Raw genomic sequence first — 17,553 nt, 5'->3', positions numbered from 1 at the left:
TCCATGTGGACTATACGCCTGGCACGCGTCATCGACAAGACGGTGCCCGCGAGCATCAGCTGCTCAGCTTGCGCAGAGCCGATCCGTTGTGCGCCGCGGTGTCGCCGCTCTTCTCCGACTTCACGATGTAGGCGGGATCATCGTCGGAGGCGGTGAAGCTCTGCCCGGCGAACCGGAAGTCCTTCGTCCGCTTCTCCTCGACGGTGCCGTGCGTGCGCCCCTGCGACGTGTTCCAGCTCACCCGGTCCCCCGTGGAGAGATCCTTCGTCATGACTCCTCCGTTCGTCTTCCGTCGAGCCTCGCCGATGCATCGGAGGTCGCACCAGGGCTTGACACGACACCGGCGACGTCGACCCGGGATAATGGGCGGGTGAGCACACCTTCGGACAGCAACGCGCAGACCATCCCCGGCTGGCGCCACATCTACTCGGGCAAGGTCCGTGACCTGTACGCCTCGGACGACGCCGCCGACACCCGCATCCTCGTGGTCGCGTCCGATCGCGTGAGCGCGTTCGACTTCGTGCTCTCGCCCGGCATCCCCGAGAAGGGCGCGCTGCTCACGCGTCTCAGCCGCTGGTGGTTCAGCGAGCTCGACGATGTGCCCAACCACCTCGCCGAGGGTGAGATCCCCGCGAGCGTCGCCGACCGCGCCATGCTCGCGCAGTCGCTGGAGATGCTGCCGGTCGAATGCGTCGTGCGCGGCTACATCACCGGATCCGGATGGGCCGAGTACACCGAGAGCGGCACCGTCTGCGGCATCCCGCTGCCCGCCGGCCTGCAGAACGGCGACCGCCTGCCCGAACCGCTGTTCACCCCGGCCTACAAGGCGCCGATGGGCGAGCACGACGAGAACATCACCTTCGAGCAGACCGTCGAGCTCGTCGGAGCCGAGCGCGCGGCCGAGCTGCGCGACGTCTCGATCTCGCTCTACACACGGGCCGCCGCGATCGCCGAGGAGAAGGACCTGATCCTCGCCGACACCAAGTTCGAGTTCGGGACGGATGCCGACGGCGTCCTGCACCTGGCCGACGAGGTGCTCACGAGCGACTCGTCCCGGTACTGGGATGCCGAGGCCTGGCGCACCGGAACCACGCCGAGCGAGCGCATGGCGAGCTTCGACAAGCAGATCGTGCGCGACTGGCTGGCCGCGAACTGGGACAAGCAGGGTGAACCGCCCGTGCTGCCCGACGACATCGTCGAGCGCACCGCCGCCCGGTATCGCGAGCTCATCGAGCGCCTCGGGGCCTGAGGCCCGGTACCGCCCCCGTCCCTCACTCCGTTTCCCACTCGCTGCTAAGGAGATCTCACCCAGCGAAGGGGCGATCTGCGGATGCGGCCCTTCATTGCGCGAGTTCTCCTTCGTAGCGCGCGGCGACCCCGCCGCTCCTCCGTCCCCCGCGCACCCAGCCAACACTCAGGAATCGGTAGTGTTGCTCCAGCACTCCCACTCCCCCCGATCCTGAGGAGCCCGCATGCCCCTGTGGAAGACCCACGGAAACGGACGCACCGTCGAACCCGGTGCCGTCGTCAAGCCCGAAGAGCGCCTGAACTGGCCGGCCACGATCGCGATCGGTGCCCAGCACGTCGTCGCCATGTTCGGAGCCACGTTCCTGGTGCCGACGCTGACCGGCTTCCCGGTCTCGACGACGCTGCTGTTCAGCGGCCTCGGCACCCTGATCTTCCTGCTGATCACGAAGAACCAGCTGCCCAGCTACCTCGGCTCGTCGTTCGCGTTCATCGCGCCGATCACCGCCGCGGTCGCAGCCGGCGGAACCGGATCCGCCCTCGCGGGCGTGGTCGCGGTCGGCATCCTGCTCACGGTCGTCGGCCTGGTCGTGCAGTTCGCCGGCCTCCGCTGGGTCGACGCTGCGATGCCCCCGGTGGTCGCCGGCGCGATCGTCGCCCTGATCGGCTTCAACCTCGCCCCCACCGCGTGGAACAACTTCCAGATCGACCCCGTGACCGCGACCATCACGCTCGTCGCGATCATCCTGTTCGCGGTGCTGTTCCGCGGATTCCTCGGACGCATCTCGATCTTCCTCGGCGTCGCCGTCGGCTTCATCTACGCCGCCTTCACGGGCTCGTTCGAGGTCCCCAACGCGCTGCGCGGAGGCAAGACGCCGGCGGAGCTCATCGCCGACGCCCCCTGGGTCGGTCTGCCCGAGTTCCAGCTTCCCGACTTCGTCGCTCCCGGCACCTGGTCGACAATCGCGACGTTCCTGCCGGTCGTCCTGGTGCTCGTCGCTGAGAACGTCGGGCACGTGCGCGGCGTCGCGACGATGACCGAAGACCCCGCGATCAACAAGCACACCGGTCGCGCGCTGATCGCCGACGGGGTCGCCACGACCATCGCCGGTGGTTTCGGCGGCTCGGGCACGACGACGTACGGCGAGAACATCGGCGTCATGGCCGCGACCCGCGTCTACTCGACCGCCGTCTACTGGGTCGCCGGTCTCTTCGCCATCCTGCTGGCGTTCTCCCCGAAGGTCGGCGAGGTCTTCAACTCGATCCCCGCCGGTGTGCTCGGCGGTGCGACCACCGCGCTCTACGGTCTCATCGGCATCATCGGCATCAAGATCTGGGTCGACAGCAAGGTCGACTTCTCACGACCGGTCAACCAGTACACCGCGGCCGTCTCGCTCGTGATCGGCGTCGCCGGCTTCTCGATGCAGCTCGGCGACTTCGCCTTCGGCGGCATCGTGCTCGGCACGGTCGCGGCTCTGCTGATCTACCACGTGGGCAACCTCATCGCCCGCGCCCGCAAGACCGGCGCCGACGACCCTCGCCCCCTCGAGGCCGTGGGGCCGCTGGGCGGAGACCCCGCGTAATCACACTCGACTCGCGAACGCGAAGATCCCGGATGCCGCTGCGGCGGCATTCGGGATCTCTGTGTCAGGGCGCGGTAGCTCTCAGGCGATGACGGCGAGCACCGCGTCGGGTGCGACCGAGGCCGAGAGCTCCACGCGGTGCGACAGCGTGCCGGCACGATGGGCGGTGACCGTGGTCTCCATCTTCATGGCGTCGAGCACCGCGATCGAGTCGCCCTCGGCGACGCTCGCCCCGTCGTCTGCGAGCCACCGTACGAGCGTTCCCGGTGCTGGAGCACGCAGCTCGGTCGGATCGGATGCGGCGGGCGCACCTCCGGCAGCCGTCAGTCGGCCGAGCCCCGCGAGCAGCGCCATCGGGAGCCCGAGCACGACACGGCGCCCGTCGATCTCGACGGGGAAGCGCTGGAGAGCGACATCGGGTGCGGGGGCGGGCCGCAGTTGCGGCTCGAGGCGCGGCAGCAGGGTGCTCTCGATCCACTGGGTGTGCACCGCGAAGGTCTCGGTGGCGAACGCCGCGTCGTCGAGCGCGAGCAGATCGAACGGGATGACCGTGGCCGGCCCCTCGACGACCAGCTCGCGCAGCGCCCGACGCGCCCGCACGAGGGCCGCGTCGCGGTCGTCGGCATGCACGACGAGCTTCGCGATCATCGAGTCGAAGGCGGGCTGAACGACGTCGCCCGCCTCGATGCCGCTGTCCCAGCGCACACCGGGCCCGCCGGGGATCCGCAGCACCTCGACACGACCGGGGCTGGGCAGGAATCCGCGACCCGGGTCTTCGGCGTTGATGCGGAACTCGAAGGCGTGCCCGGTCGGCACGGGCGTCTCGGTGAACGAGATCCCCTCGCCGAAGGCGATGCGGAACTGCTCGCGCACGAGATCCGTGCCGGTGACCTCCTCGGTGACGGGGTGCTCCACCTGGAGTCGGGTGTTCACTTCGAGGAAGGAGATCGTCCCGTCGGCCGCGAGGAGGAACTCGACGGTCCCTGCGCCGCGGTACTGCGCCTCGGCGCAGATCGCCCTGGCCGCGTCGTGGAACCGCGTGCGCTGATCCCTCGACAGGCCCGGCGCGGGTGCCTCTTCGATGAGCTTCTGGTTGCGTCGCTGCATCGAGCAGTCTCGATCGCCGACGACCACGACGCCGCCGAGTCCGTCACCGAGCACCTGGACCTCGATGTGGCGCGGGCTCTCGAGGAAGCGCTCGACGAAGCACTCCCCCCGCCCGAAGGCGGCGATGGCCTCGCGCGTCGCGGCCTCGAAGGCATCCGCGACCTCCGACAGCTCATGCACCACCTTCAGCCCCCGGCCGCCTCCGCCGAACGCCGCCTTGATCGCGATCGGAAGCCCGTGCTCCTCGGCGAAGGCGACGGCCTCCTCGGGGCCGGCGAGCGGCTGGTCGGTGCCGGCGGCCAGGGGTGCCCCGACCCGCTGCGCGATCCGGCGCGCGGTCATCTTGTCGCCGAGCGCATCGATGCTGTCGGGCGACGGGCCGATCCAGATGAGGCCCGCACCCTCGACGGCCCGCGCGAACTCCGCGCTCTCCGAGAGGAATCCGTAGCCCGGGTGCACGGCATCCGCTCCGCTCGTGCGGGCCGCGTCCAGCAGCGCATCGATCGAGAGATAGGTCGTCGCAGCGGTGTCTCCCCCCAGTCCGACGGCCTCATCGGCGAGCCGCACGTGCAGAGCATCGGCATCCTGGTCGGCGTAGACCGCGATCGACGTGTACCCGGCTTCGGCGCAGGCGCGGATGACGCGCACGGCGATCTCTCCGCGATTCGCGATCAGCACCTTGGTCATGAGGTCTCCTTGACGATGAAACGGATGCGCACGCCGGGCGGCAGCTGCGCGGCGAGGTCGAGACTGCGATCGGTGAGGGCGCCGATGATCGGATACCCGCCGGTGAGCGGGTGATCCGGGAGGAACAGCACGGGCTGACCGTCAGGCGGCACCTGGATCGCCCCGGTGACCGCCCCTTCGCTGGGCAGCTCGCCTCCGACGGAGCGCGCGAGGGGCCTGTCGCCCTCGAGCCGGATGCCGACGCGGTCGGACCGCGGGGTCACGGTCCACTCCTGGCCGGCGAGCGTCGAGAGCGCTGCGGAGGTGAACCAGTCGTCCCGAGGGCCGAGAGTGATCTCGAGGTCGACGAGTTCGCCGGGTGCCGGCAGTGTGCGCGGGGTGGCCTCCGGCTCGACCGGATGCCGGGCGGAATCGCCGACGCGCAGCACGTCGCCTGCAGCCAGCGGATCGGGCCCGAGCCCGGCGAGGGTGTCGCTCGCGCGGCTGTCGAGCGCCGTGTCGACGGCCACTCCGCCACGGACCGCGATGACGTAGCGCAGCCCGCTGGTCGGATGCCCCAGCATGAGCTCGTCGCCCTCGACGGTGGCGAAGGGCGCGCCATGGGCGATGCGACGCGCCACACCGTCCGCGTCGATCAGGTCGAGCGCCCCGACAGCGCCCGTGACAGCGGCGACCCCGGCGCCCCGGAAACGCAGCACGGCACCGCCGACGCTCTCGAGCACCGCCGTGCCGCTCGCATTGCCCACTGCCCGGTTCGCCTCGCGCATGGCGCGGCGATCGGCGACACCGGACGCTGAGACGCCGAGCGCCGCGAATCCCGGACGACCGGCATCCTGCACCAGCAGCTGCATCGACGGACGCACGACCTCGACGGCCGGGGACGCCGGAGAACCCGGGTCCGTCGCGCTCGCGGCGGCGTCTCGCTCGGTGACGCGCCGCGCGTCGGCACGATCGTCTGCGTTGTCCGACATCACGGCCTGCGCCCGCACCTGCTCGAACCGCACCGTCGTGCCGGGCGACAGCAGCGCAGGAGGGTCGCGATCGATGTCCCACATCAGGGCATCCGTGCGTCCGATGAGCTGCCATCCGCCGGGGCTCTCGCGCGGGTACACGCCGGTGAACTGGCCGGCCAGGGCCACGGATCCGGCCGGCACACGGGTGCGGGGCGACGAGCGGCGGGGCACATCGAACAGCGGATCACTGCTCACCACATACCCGAAGCCGGGGGCGAAGCCCGAGAAGGCGACCGTCCACTCGGCGGCGAGGTGGCGGTTCACGAGCTCGGATGCCGAGACGCCCAGCAGGGATGCCGCCTCGTCGAGGTCTTCCCCGTCGTACCGCACCGGAACAGTGACCTCGCCCGTGGCCGGCAGATGAGCGGTGTCGATCTCGGTCGTGGCGAGCGCGCGGGCGAGATCGGCGGCCGACACCGCCAGCGGATCGAACCGCACGAGCACCGTGCGAGCGCCGGGGATGCGCTCGACCACGCCGTGCACGCCGTCCCACGCGAGGTTCAGACGCATCGCCTCGTCGAGGTCGGCCGCCTCGACGAGAAGCGCGTGGTCGGATGCCGTGAGGATGCGCATCAGACCAGGTACTCCGCATCGGGGACATCGGTGATGAACATGTAGCCGGGCGCGTGGGTGATGGCGAACGGCGGCTTCGAGGCCATGATGGCGGCCTGCGGGGTGACGCCGCACGCCCAGAACACCGGCACCTCGCCCTCGCGCACCTCAGGGGCATCGCCGAAGTCGGGGCGGGCGAGGTCTGCGATGCCGAGCGATGCGGGGTCGCCGATGTGCACCGGGGCCCCGTGCACGGCGGGGGTTCGGCCGGAGATCTGCACGGCATCGGCCACGCGGTCCGCGGGGATCGGTCGCATCGACACGACCATGTCGCCGCTCAGCCTGCCCGCGGGGGTGCAGCGCACTGCGGTGCGGTACATCGGCACGTTGCGTCCGAGTTCCTGATGGCGGATCGGGATGCCCGCCTGCACGAGCCCGGACTCGAACGTGAAGCTGCATCCGATCAGGAACGAGACGAGGTCGGGATGCTCCTCCCACGCCTCAGTCGCATCGGAGACCTCGTCGACCAGTTCGCCGTCGCGCCAGACGCGGTACCGGCCGATATCCGTGCGGATGTCGCTGCCCGGGGCGAGCCGCGATTCCACCTCGCCCTGTTCGATGACCTCGAGCACGGGGCACGGCTTCGGGTTGCGCTGCGCGAAGAGCAGCGTCTCGAAGGCCCAGTCCGCGGGCACCGAGATGAGGTTCGCCTGCGTCAGTCCGACGGCGACGCCGCTGGTCGGCGCGGCGTGCCCCGCCCGGATGGCGGCTCGCGCTGCCCGCGCGGCGGCGAGCTGGTCGGGGGTGGCGAGAACGGTCATCTCAGACTCCCGCGAACGGTGCGATCGTGATGCCGGCGTCCTGCAGCATCCGCTTGGTCTCGGCGGCCATGGCCACCGAGCCGGGGCTGTCGCCGTGCACGCAGATCGACTGCGCGCTGACGGGCACGTCGGTGCCGTCGATCGCGCGGATCACTCCTTCGCCGGCGAGGCGCACCATGCGCTCGGCGACCGCGACGGGGTCGTGCAGCACCGAGCCCGCCTCGGTTCGTGAGACGAGCTGGCCGTCGGGCTGATACGCCCGATCGGCGAAGGCCTCGGCCGCGATCTGCAGGCCCGCACGCTCGGCGACGTCGAGCACGACGCCTCCGGCCAGACCCAGCAGCACGAGGTTCGGGTCGATCGCGCGGATCGCCGCCACCACGTCCTTCGACTGCCGCTCGTCGCGGGCGATCGTGTTGTAGAGCGCTCCGTGCGGCTTGACGTAGGCGACCGTGCCACCGACGGCTGCGGCAAGACCGATCAGGGCACCGAGCTGGTACTCGACGTGCGCCTGCAGGGTGGCCGAGTCGATCTCGACCTTCGTGCGGCCGAAGTTCTCGTAGTCGCGGTAGCCGGGGTGCGCGCCGATCACGACGCCTCCGGCCACGGCGCTCTCGAGAGTCGATCGGATGCCCTCGGGGCTGCCCGCGTGGAACCCGCACGCCACGTTCGCGCTCGTCACGAGGCGCAGCATGCTCTCGTCGTCGCTGACCACCCGGTCGGGGACGTTCTCGCCGAGGTCGGAGTTCAGGTCGATCGATGTCATGGGGTCACGCTCCGATTCCGAGGAAGGCGAAGATGGGGCCGACCGAGACGATGCCCATGTACCAGGTCAGCAGCGTCACGAGCGTGCCGGCGATGAGCAGCCACAGCGGGTACTTCTTCGAGCCGAGCAGGTCACGGCGGAACCAGCCGATGTACATGAACACCGTGAGGCCGATGGGGAGGATGAGCCCGTTGAAGCCGCCGACGAAGACGAGGATCGCGGCCGGCGCCGTGCCGATCGAGAGGTAGACGATCAGCGACACGACGATGAAGGCGACGGTGGCCAGCTGCAGCGGCCACCCGCCCCGGAGCTTCTTCGTGAAGGTCGAGAGGAAGGTCGCTGACGTGTATGCCGCGCCGATCACCGAGCTGATCGCGGCGGCCCAGAAGATCGCGCCGAAGATGCGGAGTCCCGCGTCGCCGAGCACGGCGCCGAAGGCCTGTCCCGCGGGGTTCGCGGCCTGGCTCGACAGGTCGAGCGAGACGCCCGAGGCGACCACGCCGAGGATCGCGAGGAACAGCACGTAGCGCATGATGCCGGTGACGAGGATGCCGTTCGCCGCGGCGCGCATCACAGGACCCGCCTGCTCGGGACCGGTGTGACCCGAGTCGAGGTAGCGGTGGGCACCCGAGTAGGTGATGTATCCGCCGACCGTTCCGCCGACGATCGTGGTGATCGTGGCGAAGTTGAGCTCGTCCGGCGCGAACGTCTGGCGCAGCGCCTCGCCGATGGGCGGTTGGGCGATCACCGCGACGATCACGGTCATCACGATCATGCCGATGCCGAGCACGACGAGCACGATGTCCATCACCGGACCGGCCTTCTTGATGAGGAAGATGATGATCGCGAGGGCGGCGGTCAGCGCTCCGCCGAGCTTGGGATCGATGCCGAGCAGCGCGTTCATGCCCAGGCCGCCACCCGCGATGTTGCCGATGTTGAACGCGAGGCCGCCGATGACGACGAGCACGGCGATCACGTGCCCGGAGAACGGGATGGCCCTGTTGGCGAGTTCCCCGGCGCGCATGCCGGAGGAGGTGATCATGCGCCACACGTTCAGCTGCACGGCGATGTCGACGAGGATCGAGACGAGGATCGCGAACGCGAAGGCCGCCCCCATCGTCGCGGTGAAGGTGGCCGTCTGGGTGATGAACCCGGGACCGATGGCGCTGGTGGCCATCAGGAAGATGGCGCCGATCACGGCGCTGCGGCCGGCGCGTCTCTTGGCGGCGGAGAGCCGGACTTCGTCTTCGGCGGACAGCGGGGCTGCGGTGTTCTCTGACATTGCGGGGGATTCCCATCGTCGTTGGTGGGTGTCGAGTGACACCCAGTGTAGAACGGATCGAGCAATATTGTTCAACAACTTTGTTTCCGCTGTGCTACGGCGGAGTTGCATTCGCGTGATGGCGGAGACGCTTCCTCGAACGATCCGCTCCGGCCGCCGCCTACGATGAAGGCATGAACCAGCAGGGCATGCTCGCCGATGCGCTCCGACAGCAGATCATCGACGGCGCCTTCGCACCCGGTTCCCGACTGTCGGAATCGGCCATCGCGGAGCACTTCGGCGTGGCACGCAACACGCTGCGCGAGGCGTTCCGCGCCCTCTCCGAGCAGGGTCTGCTCGAGCACGTGCCGCACCGGGGCGTCTCCGTCGCCTCGCCGTCGATCGCCGACGTGATCGACATCTATCGCGCACGTCGCATCATCGAGTGCACCGCGCTCCTGCACTCCGAGCCGGAGCATCCGGCGGTCCAGCAGATGCAGGAGGCCGTGCTCGCCGCCGAGGCCGCGGCGCACGACGCACTCCTCGACGACGCCGAGACGTGGCGCGCGGTGGGCAGCGCCAACATGGCGTTCCATGTCGCCCTGGTGTCGCTCGCGGACAGCCCCCGCCTGGCCCGCACCTACCGTGACCTCGCGGCAGAGCTGAGACTCGCGTTCCTGAAGATCGACGATCCTCGCTCGCTGCACGAGCCGTTCGTGCGCAAGAACCGCGCGGTGCTCGACACCTTCCTCGCCCGCGGTGCGGCGGCCGGCGCGGCCGAGCTCGAGCGCTACCTCGTGCAGTCCGAGCGCGTGGTGCTCGGGGCCTTCGCCCGGATGCAGCTGGGCTGACGCCGTCCGCGGTGGAGGGTCGGCCGCAGCTCGGTCACTCCTCGTCCCGCAGAGCCCCCGCCGCCCTGGTCCTCGCGTCCGGATCCCGGGGCGCGAGTTGCAGCGGAAGCGGCGCCTCGGGCTCGGGCAGGCCGTAGAGACGCCGCACCCAGCGTCGGGCGTCTTCGAGCGGGTAGGTGTCGCCGTAGACGGCGTACTTCATGAAGACGCCCTCGAGGGTGGTGCGCAGCATGATCTCCTCGAGCGGAGGATCGGCGGCACCCCTCTCGCGGAAGATCTCGCGGACGGCGTTCTCCGATGCGATCGCCTGCTCGGCGAACCGGGTCTCGGCCTCGGCGAACATGCGGTGGGTGCTGGGCTGCTGCTGCATCGCGAACACCGCTCGCTGCACCGGGAGGGCGAAACCGGTGGCGGCGAGAGCACCATCGATGATCCCGGCGAGCCGGACGTCGGCGGGCCCTTCGACCTGCGGGATCGCGAAGAGCGCCTCGTACCAGCGGTCGATCACGGCGGCCACGAGCTGGTCCTTGCCGCCGAAGTGGTAGCTCACGAGTCCCTGCGCGACCCCGGCGCGGCGGGTGATCTCGGCGATGCTCGCGCCGGAGACGCCTCGTTCGGCGAACAGGATGATGGCCGATTCGAGAATGGCTTCGCGGGCGCGCTCCCGCGCGGCCCGGTTGTGTTCGTCTGAACGTGCCATCGGTGTCCCGCTCCCCAGCATCGGACGACTTCGGATTTCCCCCCCGGAGGCTATATATTAGCGACTGAATAGCTGTTCAAGCTATGAGCGGCCCCAGGCCCCACCCTCAGGAGTGTGATGAGCCCGACATCATGGTTCACGCGTCCCCAGAGGCTCGCGCCATCCGAGCGGTTCTCCACCACCGACACCGAGGCGAACGAGATCGCGCTGGGCCTGCTGCAGATCAGCTCCCTCCCGTCCGGGCCCTGGAACGACCCGACGGCCCCCTCTCTGGGACCTGACGACAGGGCGCTCGTCGCCGAGACGTGGGGCATCCGCTCCCGTGACGACTGGCTCGGCATGATCGACCATCTCAGCACCGTGCGACGTCGACGTCGACGTCAGGCCTGGATGCTCCGTCTGGCTGTCCGCAACGACCTGGACACCGCCCTCGGGCGTGTGCCGACCACGCGGGAGTGGCTCGCGGGGATCGTCGCCGAAGGCGGAGACGCGCGCGACGCGTTGCCGTTCGTGGCCGGCATCGAGCGCATCGAGCGAGAGGTGCGCAGACGAGTCGGAAAAGATGTGGTGACGTCCGATGTGTATGTGCGCACACTCGACGCGTATGCGCTCGGTCAGGCCGTGGCGATGACGACGTGGGGTGTCGCGCTCGGATACGCCGACGTCGCAGAGGCCCGCCGCATCATCCATCGGATCAACGTCGACACCCGCCCGTCGTTCGTGTCATGGGTCGATTTCGGCCTGAGCTACATCGCCGGACGGGTCATGCACTGGAGCGACGGGAACCTCGACGCGGAGTCGTTCGAGAAGTACGGCGAGGTGTGGACGGATTTCGCGACGGCAGTGATGCCCAAGCGCAACGGCCCGTGGGCGACGCTGCCGTGGCCCGCGACGATCGATCAGCGGTCACGGGACCGGATCGGCTGATCGCCCGAAGACCCACGGATGCGGACCGACCTGGAGGGGCGTATGGTCCGCATCCGTGTTCTTCGGTCGCACCCGTTCGATCCCGGCCCGCGCGAGGTCACGACGAGGCGCGCACCACCAGTTCGGTCGGCAGGATCGTCGTGTGCGCCGGGTCGCGTCCGCCCAGGCGCGAGAGCAGCACTCCGGCCATGGCCTCGCCCTGCGCGTACATGGGCTGCCGCATGGTGGTCAGCGGCGGGTCGGTGCTCAGCGCGACCGACGAGTCGTCGAACCCGACGAGCGCCACGTCCTCGGGAACACGGATGCCGGCCGAGCGCAGCGCCGTGAGCGCGCCACGGGCCATGAGGTCGCTGGCGACGAAGATCGCATCCGGACGCCCCGCCGCGAGGATGCGGCGCGCGGCATCCGCTCCGCTGGCTTCGCTGTAGTCACCGGCCTCCTCGGCGAACGGCGAGAGCCCTGCATCGGCCAGTGCCCCGCGGAAGCCCTGCACACGGTCGACGGAGGAGACCATCGTGATGGGCCCCGAGATCGTGGCGATCCGCGTGCGACCGGTCTCGATCAGGTGCTGGGTGGCGGTGCGGGCGCCGGCGACGTTGTCGACGTCGACCACGTAGTCGCCCTCGCGGATGCGCACCGGCCTGCCGCCCCAGACCACGGGCACGGCATCGGCGACCCGGTCGATGAACGCGTCGCTCGTGTGGTGCGAGACGATGAGCGCGCCGTCCACACCGCCGTTGCGCACGAAGCTCGTCATCTTGTCGCCGGGGTCGTCGCTCGCGATCAGCAGGTTGAGCAGGTAGTCCGAGCCCCGGAGCGCCCCCGTGATGCCCGCGACGATCGCCGCGAAGAAGGGATCTCCGAAGAACCGCGTGGTGTCCTCGGGCACGATCAGGGCGATCGCGTGGGTCTGTCGGGACGCGAGTGAGCGAGCCGCGCGGTTGGGCACGTAGCTGAGCTCCTCGATGGCCCGCTTCACCGACTCGAGGGCTTCAGGACTCACCGCCGTCGACCCGTTGACGACGCGTGACACCGTCGACCGTGAGACTCCGGCGGCCGATGCCACCTCTTCGATGGTCGCTCGTGACGACACGACTCTCCCTCCGTCCGGCGGCGAGGCCGGATGCTCCCTGGTGACGCCGCCCGGCGTCAGAGAGCGCGAGCGGCGATGATGCGAGCGTACTCCCGACCGGAGTCCTTCAGACTCCGCTCCTGGGTGTCGTAGTCGACGCGCACGATGCCGAACCGCTTGTCGTAGCCCCAGGCCCACTCGAAGTTGTCGAACATCGACCAGTAGAAGTAGCCGCGCACGTCGACGCCGGCATCCGCCGCATCGAGCACGGCGGCCAGGTGCAGGCGCAGGAACTCGGTCCGGTCCTCGTCGTGCACGCGGGTCTCACCGTCTTCGACGACCGCGACGTCGTCATAGGCGGCACCGTTCTCGGTCATGTACAGCACGGTTCCGGCGGGCTCGGCGTACTCGGTCCACACGCGCTGCAGCAGACGGGTGAGCCCCTCGGGCTGCACCTCCCAGTTCTGCGCCGTGCGGGGCAGTCCGCGTTCGACGGGGTGGATGCCCTCGCTCGACGGATACGGGCTCCGACCGACCCGGTCGGTGGCGGGCCCGCCGCTGAGCGGGGTCCACTCAGGGGCGGGAGCCGTGCCCGAGACGAAGTCGCCGTGGTAGTAGTTGACGCCCTGCGTGTCGATGCGCTGAGAGATGACGTCGAGGTCGCCGTCGTGCACGGCATCCGTGAAGCGGGCGACGGCATCGGCATCCACCGACCGGATGTCCCGGATGATGTCGTCCGGGTACACGCCCCGGTAGATCGGGTCGAGGAACCAGCGGTTGAACTGGCCGTCGACGCGACGCGCGGCGTCGATGTCTGCGGGGTTGGTCGGATCGGCGGGGTCTGCGACCGTGTGGTTCAGCGTGATGCCGAGATTCAGGCTCGCATCCCGGCCACGCAACTCACGGACCGTCTTGCCGTGGGCGAGCAGCAGGTGGTGCGCCGAGAGCAGACCCTCGGCGACGCTCGTGTGACCCGGAGCGTGCTCGCCGCCGGTATAAGAGAGGAACGACGAGCACCACGGCTCGTTCAGGGTCGTCCACACGTTCACCCGATCGCCCAGGGCGTCGTGCATCGTGCCGGCGTACTCGAGGAAGCGTCCGACGGTGTCACGGTTGGTCCACCCGCCGGTCTCCTGCAGCGCCTGCGGCATGTCCCAGTGATAGAGCGTCAGCCAGGGCAGGATGTCGTTCGCGAGCAGCTCGTCGACCAGGCGCTCGTAGAAGTCGACGCCCTTCGCGTTGACCGCGCCGCCGTCGGGCCGAACGCGCGACCACGAGGTCGAGAAGCGGTAGGTCTGCAGCCCGAGCTCCTTCATGAGAGCGACGTCCTGCGGATAGCGGTGGTAGTGGTCGCACGCCACATCGCCGTTGTCGCCGCCGATCACGGCGCCGGGCTCCCTGCTGAAGGCATCCCAGATCGACGCGGTGCGCCCGTCTTCGAAAGCCGCCCCTTCGATCTGGTACGCCGCTGTCGCGGCGCCGAACAGGAAGTTCTCGGGAAAGGCACGGGTCATAGGGGTCATCCTTTCACCGCGCCCGCCATGATGCCACTGACCAGCTGCCGGCCCGCCACGACGAACAGGACGAGCAGCGGAAGGGTCGCGAGCACCGCACCGGCGAGCACGATGGAGTAGTCGATGTAGTAGCCGGACTGCAGTTGGCTGAGGGCCGTCTGCAGTGTCGGGTTCTGCGGGGAGAGCACGATCAGCGGCCAGAGGTAGTCGGTCCACGCAGTCATGAAGGTGAAGAGGCCGAGGATCGCCATGGCAGGGCGAGCGGCCGGGATGCCGACGGTGAGGAACGTGCGGAACTGGTTCGCGCCGTCCATCCGCGCCGCCTCGATCAGCTCGTCGGGGATCACGTCGACCAGGTACTGCCGCATGAAGAAGACGCCGAAGGCGGTGACCAGTGTCGGCACGATGACCGCGCCGATCGATCCGGTCCAGCCGAGCTCCCGCATCAGCATGAACAGCGGGATGATGCCGAGCTGCGTCGGGATCGCCATGGTCGCGATCACGAAGATCATCAGTCCGTCGCGGCCCTTGAAGCGCAGCTTGGCGAAGGCATAGCCGGCCAGCGTCGAGAACGTGACGACCGAGACCGTGATGATCGCCGAGATGAGGAACGAGTTGCCCAGAGCGAGCCAGAACGGGATCGCGTCGAACACCTTGGCGGCGTTGGTGAAGAAGTTGCCGCCGGGGATCAGCGGCAGGGTTTCGCCACGCGTGGCGTTCGTGCCGCTCGCCACGACGACCGACCACCACAGCGGGTAGACGCTGCCGATGATGAACGCGGCGAGCAGGCCGTAGGTGAGGAAGCCGGGGCGGCTGCCGATCCCGGCGTTGCCGCCCACGGCGCCTCGACGGCGGCGGATCTTCTCGGGGACGCTCAGCGCCTGGGTGGCGGTCATCGCGCATTCTCCTCGGTCGTGGTGGCGATCGTCGTGCCGGCGGCGGCCGTCGCGGCTGCGGCGGCAGCGGCGGTGCGGGCTCGTCGGCGCGCGGCGCGGCTCTTCGGAGCATCCCCGGTCGAGATGCGTCGGGAGATCAGGAAGTTGATGACGCCGATGCCGACGATGAGCAGGAACAGCAGGATGGCGACGGCGGATGCTTCGCCGAGGTCCCGGCGGAAGAAGGCGAGCTCCCACAGGAACAGCACGGTCGTCTGGAACTGCCGGTCGCTGCCGCCGATGCCGCCCGCGGTCGAGACGTCGAACAGCCGGGGCTCGGCGAAGATCTGCAGACCGCCGATCGTCGCCGTGATGATCACGAAGATCAGCGTCGGGCGGATCGTGGGGATCGTGATCGAGAAGAACCGGCGAGCAGCGCCGGCTCCGTCGAGGGCTGCCGACTCGTAGAGATCGCGCGGCACCGCCTGCATGGCGGCGAGGAGGATGAGGGCGTTGTAGCCGGTCCAGCGGAAGTTCACCATCACGGCGATCGCGAGGTGCGACAGGGCCGTGTTGTGCTTCCACTCCTGGTCGGCGATGCCGATCAGATTGAGCAGGTTGTTGGCGAGGCCGTCGGCCTCGTTGAAGATGCTCGAGAAGATGATGGCGACGGCGACGGGGGTGACGACGAACGGGATGAGCACGCTCATGCGCCAGAACGTCGGGGCGCGCAGGCCACGGTCGAGGAGGTAGGCGATCACCAGGGCGACCGCGAGCTGCGGGATCGCCGACAGCAGGAAGATGCTCAGGGTGTTGAAGATCGAGTTCCAGAACATCGGGTCGCCGAGGATCTCGACGAAGTTCCCGGCGCCGATGAACTCGCCCTGCCCCTTGAGCAGGTCCCACTCGTGCACGGCCACCCACACCGTGTAGAGCAGCGGGAAGAGTCCGACCAGCCCGAAGAGCAGGAAGAACGGCGAGATGTAGAAGTACGGGGAGGCGTTCTGGTCGAACCGCGAGATGCGGTGCCGCCAGGGACGCCGAGCCGCGGCATCCGTCTTCGGGCTCTTCGCGTCGTTCGACGACGCGGATGCCGTCTCCGAGCGCTCATGCGTGAGGGTCATGACTCTTCCTTGGTCCTGTTCCGGGCTTCCGTGGTGCTCCGGTCGCAGTCCGTGCCGCCCCGGTGAAGGCGGCGCGGCACGAACTGCGACCGGAACGGATGCGGTGGCTGGGTCAGTCGACCAGCTCGTTCAGGAGCTCGACCGCGGCATCCCAGGCGCCCTGGGTGTCGGTCTCGCCACGGTCGAGGCCGCTGAGGGCCGGACCGAAGACGTTCTCCTGAATCACCGAGTCATCGGCGCCCTTGAACTGGGCGACGACGCCCTTGGCGCGCTCGGCGAGGATGGCACCGGTGGGTGCGTCGTTGAAGAACGCGTTCGGAGTCGCCTCGGACGAGAGGGTCTCCTGCGCCTTGATCGTCGACGGGAAGTTGCCCGCGGCGGCGGACTGCTTGACCTGCTGCTCGGGCTGCGTCAGCCAGTTTGCGAGGTCGGCCGCGGCCTCCTTGTGCTGCGAGCTCTCGGGGATCGACAGGAACGCGCCGCCCCAGTTGGCTGCGCCGCCGGGGAAGACGTCGGCGAAGTCCCAGCCGGTGGAGGCATCGCCGCCGCCGGCCTCGACCTGGCCCTGCACGACGCCGAGCATCCAGCCCGGGCAGACGAACGTGGCGAAGGTGCCGTCGACGAACGACTTGCCGCCGTTCCAGTCCCACGCGGTCTGCGCAGCGGACTGACCGCCTTCGGTCGCGGCTCCGAGCAGCTCGAAGCGCTCCTTCAGCTCGGCGTTGTCCTCGACGTTCAGCTCGCCGTCAGAGGTGTAGTACCCCTCGTCGAGCTGGTTGACCATGGCGTTCCAGACGAAACCGGAGTGGTCGTACCAGGCCTTGCCGGTCTTGGCCGTGTACTCGGCGCCGACCGCGAAGTAGTTCTCCCAGTCGCCGTTCAGCAGCTCGGCGACGGACTCGCGGTCGCTGGGCAGGCCGGCTGCCTCGAAGGCGGCGCCGTTGTAGCAGATGCCGCTCGGGCCGATGTCGGTGCCGTAGCCGATCACGCGGCCCTCGGCGTCGGTCGCCTGTCCGTACTTCCAGTCGACCCAGTCGGACTTGCGGTCTTCGATGCCGTAGTCGCGCAGGTCGACGAAGGTGTCGGAGACGTCCATGATCGCGCCGAGCCACCCCTCCTCGATCGCGACGACGTCGCTGAGACCCGAGCCGGCTGCGATCTTCGTGAACGCGTCGGTGCGGGCGTTGCCGCCCGTGTCGATGTTGGTCGCCTCGATCGTGACGTTCGGGTTCGCCTTCTCGTACTCGTCGTAGAGGTCGTCGTATCCGAAGGTGCCGAAGGTGGTGACGGTCAGTGTGACCTTCTCGTCACCGGAAGCGCTGTCGCCGGCATCGGCGGAGGCGCAGCCGGCGAGGGCCAGGGCGGAGACGGATGCGACGGCTGCTGTCGTCAGGATCCGCTTGCGGGCACGTGTGTTCACAGTTCACTCCTTTGTGGTGGGTCGTGCAGTGGTGG

The 17,553-nt window shown here is 69.3% G+C and carries 16 protein-coding genes; 4 read left to right on the top strand and 12 right to left on the bottom strand.

Translation table 11 applies throughout. From position 1 onward, the window contains the following. Window positions 1–55 precede the first annotated feature (55 nt). Window positions 56–271, bottom strand: a complete 216-nt coding sequence (locus tag AKG07_RS14920; RefSeq protein WP_053098602.1) for a DUF2945 domain-containing protein — start codon at window positions 269–271, stop codon at window positions 56–58. Window positions 272–370: 99 nt separating this feature from the next. Between AKG07_RS14920 and AKG07_RS14915 the strand changes: the two genes are divergently transcribed. Together AKG07_RS14915 and AKG07_RS14910 are read left to right on the top strand one after the other, a co-directional pair. After that, a complete protein-coding gene (locus AKG07_RS14915; RefSeq protein ID WP_053098601.1) occupies window positions 371–1,249 on the top strand; it encodes a phosphoribosylaminoimidazolesuccinocarboxamide synthase in 879 nt (292 codons plus the stop codon). A gap of 223 nt (window positions 1,250–1,472) precedes the next feature. Then, window positions 1,473–2,828: a uracil-xanthine permease family protein gene (locus tag AKG07_RS14910; RefSeq protein ID WP_053098600.1), complete on the top strand. Its 1,356-nt coding sequence runs from the start codon at window positions 1,473–1,475 to the stop codon at window positions 2,826–2,828. Window positions 2,829–2,909: 81 nt separating this feature from the next. On the opposite strand, the gene AKG07_RS14905 is transcribed toward AKG07_RS14910, so the two are convergent. From AKG07_RS14905 to AKG07_RS14885, 5 genes are read right to left on the bottom strand one after another with little or no spacing between them, the layout of a single operon-like run. Next, window positions 2,910–4,622: an acetyl/propionyl/methylcrotonyl-CoA carboxylase subunit alpha gene (locus AKG07_RS14905; RefSeq protein ID WP_053098599.1), complete on the bottom strand. Its 1,713-nt coding sequence runs from the start codon at window positions 4,620–4,622 to the stop codon at window positions 2,910–2,912. Beyond that, the gene (locus AKG07_RS14900) at window positions 4,619–6,208 is read right to left on the bottom strand and encodes a 5-oxoprolinase subunit B/C family protein (protein WP_053098598.1); all 1,590 of its coding nucleotides are present in this window, start codon (window positions 6,206–6,208) and stop codon (window positions 4,619–4,621) included. Before AKG07_RS14900 ends, AKG07_RS14905 begins: the two co-directional genes overlap by 4 nt. Beyond that, window positions 6,208–7,008 carry a putative hydro-lyase gene (locus AKG07_RS14895; RefSeq protein WP_053098597.1) on the bottom strand — a complete coding sequence of 267 codons (801 nt, stop codon included), beginning with the start codon at window positions 7,006–7,008 and terminating at the stop codon, window positions 6,208–6,210. The genes AKG07_RS14900 and AKG07_RS14895 overlap by 1 nt, the downstream gene beginning before the upstream one ends. 1 nt (window position 7,009) lies before the next feature. Beyond that, window positions 7,010–7,774 (bottom strand): LamB/YcsF family protein, encoded by a 765-nt coding sequence (locus AKG07_RS14890; RefSeq protein WP_053098596.1) that lies wholly within the window; start codon window positions 7,772–7,774, stop codon window positions 7,010–7,012. 4 nt (window positions 7,775–7,778) lie between these two features. Then, window positions 7,779–9,056, bottom strand: a complete 1,278-nt coding sequence (locus AKG07_RS14885; RefSeq protein ID WP_053098595.1) for an NRAMP family divalent metal transporter — start codon at window positions 9,054–9,056, stop codon at window positions 7,779–7,781. Between the two features lie 173 nt (window positions 9,057–9,229). On the opposite strand from AKG07_RS14885, the gene AKG07_RS14880 reads away from it, so the two are divergent. Next, entirely contained in the window at window positions 9,230–9,886 is a 657-nt protein-coding gene (locus AKG07_RS14880) for a GntR family transcriptional regulator (RefSeq protein WP_053098594.1), read from the top strand. 34 nt (window positions 9,887–9,920) lie between these two features. On the opposite strand, the gene AKG07_RS14875 is transcribed toward AKG07_RS14880, so the two are convergent. Continuing rightward, a complete protein-coding gene (locus AKG07_RS14875; protein ID WP_082297963.1) occupies window positions 9,921–10,586 on the bottom strand; it encodes a TetR/AcrR family transcriptional regulator in 666 nt (221 codons plus the stop codon). A gap of 117 nt (window positions 10,587–10,703) precedes the next feature. Between AKG07_RS14875 and AKG07_RS14870 the strand changes: the two genes are divergently transcribed. Next, window positions 10,704–11,513 carry a DUF1266 domain-containing protein gene (locus AKG07_RS14870; RefSeq protein WP_053098593.1) on the top strand — a complete coding sequence of 270 codons (810 nt, stop codon included), beginning with the start codon at window positions 10,704–10,706 and terminating at the stop codon, window positions 11,511–11,513. A gap of 97 nt (window positions 11,514–11,610) precedes the next feature. On the opposite strand, the gene AKG07_RS14865 is transcribed toward AKG07_RS14870, so the two are convergent. The 5 genes from AKG07_RS14865 to AKG07_RS14845 all read right to left on the bottom strand — a co-directional run bounded on the left by AKG07_RS14865 (window position 11,611) and on the right by AKG07_RS14845 (window position 17,518). Further along, a complete protein-coding gene (locus AKG07_RS14865; RefSeq protein WP_053098592.1) occupies window positions 11,611–12,606 on the bottom strand; it encodes a LacI family DNA-binding transcriptional regulator in 996 nt (331 codons plus the stop codon). Between the two features lie 56 nt (window positions 12,607–12,662). Next, window positions 12,663–14,099 (bottom strand): glycoside hydrolase family 1 protein, encoded by a 1,437-nt coding sequence (locus AKG07_RS14860; protein WP_171821977.1) that lies wholly within the window; start codon window positions 14,097–14,099, stop codon window positions 12,663–12,665. Window positions 14,100–14,104: 5 nt separating this feature from the next. After that, window positions 14,105–14,995, bottom strand: a complete 891-nt coding sequence (locus AKG07_RS14855; protein WP_053098590.1) for a carbohydrate ABC transporter permease — start codon at window positions 14,993–14,995, stop codon at window positions 14,105–14,107. Beyond that, complete coding sequence (locus tag AKG07_RS14850; RefSeq protein WP_053098589.1) at window positions 14,992–16,098, bottom strand: carbohydrate ABC transporter permease; 1,107 nt, start codon at window positions 16,096–16,098, stop codon at window positions 14,992–14,994. Before AKG07_RS14850 ends, AKG07_RS14855 begins: the two co-directional genes overlap by 4 nt. Window positions 16,099–16,210: 112 nt before the next feature. Beyond that, window positions 16,211–17,518, bottom strand: coding sequence for an ABC transporter substrate-binding protein (locus tag AKG07_RS14845; RefSeq protein WP_053098588.1), 1,308 nt, complete (start codon window positions 17,516–17,518; stop codon window positions 16,211–16,213). Window positions 17,519–17,553 lie beyond the last annotated feature (35 nt).

The organism is Microbacterium sp. CGR1 (assembly GCF_001266755.1).
Lineage (GTDB): Bacteria > Actinomycetota > Actinomycetes > Actinomycetales > Microbacteriaceae > Microbacterium.
Note: the sequence above shows the minus strand (reverse complement) of the source record. Positions and strands in the feature narration are given on the sequence as shown.

Bases quoted from the DNA above. Each gene is read 5' to 3' on its own strand.
- AKG07_RS14920 (WP_053098602.1), bottom strand. From the start codon at position 271: ATGACGAAGGATCTCTCCACGGGGGACCGGGTGAGCTGGAACACGTCG.
- AKG07_RS14910 (WP_053098600.1), top strand. From the start codon at position 1,473: ATGCCCCTGTGGAAGACCCACGGAAACGGACGCACCGTCGAACCCGGT.
- AKG07_RS14905 (WP_053098599.1), bottom strand. From the start codon at position 4,622: ATGACCAAGGTGCTGATCGCGAATCGCGGAGAGATCGCCGTGCGCGTC.
- AKG07_RS14900 (WP_053098598.1), bottom strand. From the start codon at position 6,208: ATGCGCATCCTCACGGCATCCGACCACGCGCTTCTCGTCGAGGCGGCC.
- AKG07_RS14895 (WP_053098597.1), bottom strand. From the start codon at position 7,008: ATGACCGTTCTCGCCACCCCCGACCAGCTCGCCGCCGCGCGGGCAGCG.
- AKG07_RS14890 (WP_053098596.1), bottom strand. From the start codon at position 7,774: ATGACATCGATCGACCTGAACTCCGACCTCGGCGAGAACGTCCCCGAC.
- AKG07_RS14885 (WP_053098595.1), bottom strand. From the start codon at position 9,056: ATGTCAGAGAACACCGCAGCCCCGCTGTCCGCCGAAGACGAAGTCCGG.
- AKG07_RS14880 (WP_053098594.1), top strand. From the start codon at position 9,230: ATGAACCAGCAGGGCATGCTCGCCGATGCGCTCCGACAGCAGATCATC.
- AKG07_RS14875 (WP_082297963.1), bottom strand. From the start codon at position 10,586: ATGGCACGTTCAGACGAACACAACCGGGCCGCGCGGGAGCGCGCCCGC.
- AKG07_RS14870 (WP_053098593.1), top strand. From the start codon at position 10,704: ATGAGCCCGACATCATGGTTCACGCGTCCCCAGAGGCTCGCGCCATCC.
- AKG07_RS14860 (WP_171821977.1), bottom strand. From the start codon at position 14,099: ATGACCCGTGCCTTTCCCGAGAACTTCCTGTTCGGCGCCGCGACAGCG.
- AKG07_RS14855 (WP_053098590.1), bottom strand. From the start codon at position 14,995: ATGACCGCCACCCAGGCGCTGAGCGTCCCCGAGAAGATCCGCCGCCGT.
- AKG07_RS14850 (WP_053098589.1), bottom strand. From the start codon at position 16,098: ATGACCCTCACGCATGAGCGCTCGGAGACGGCATCCGCGTCGTCGAAC.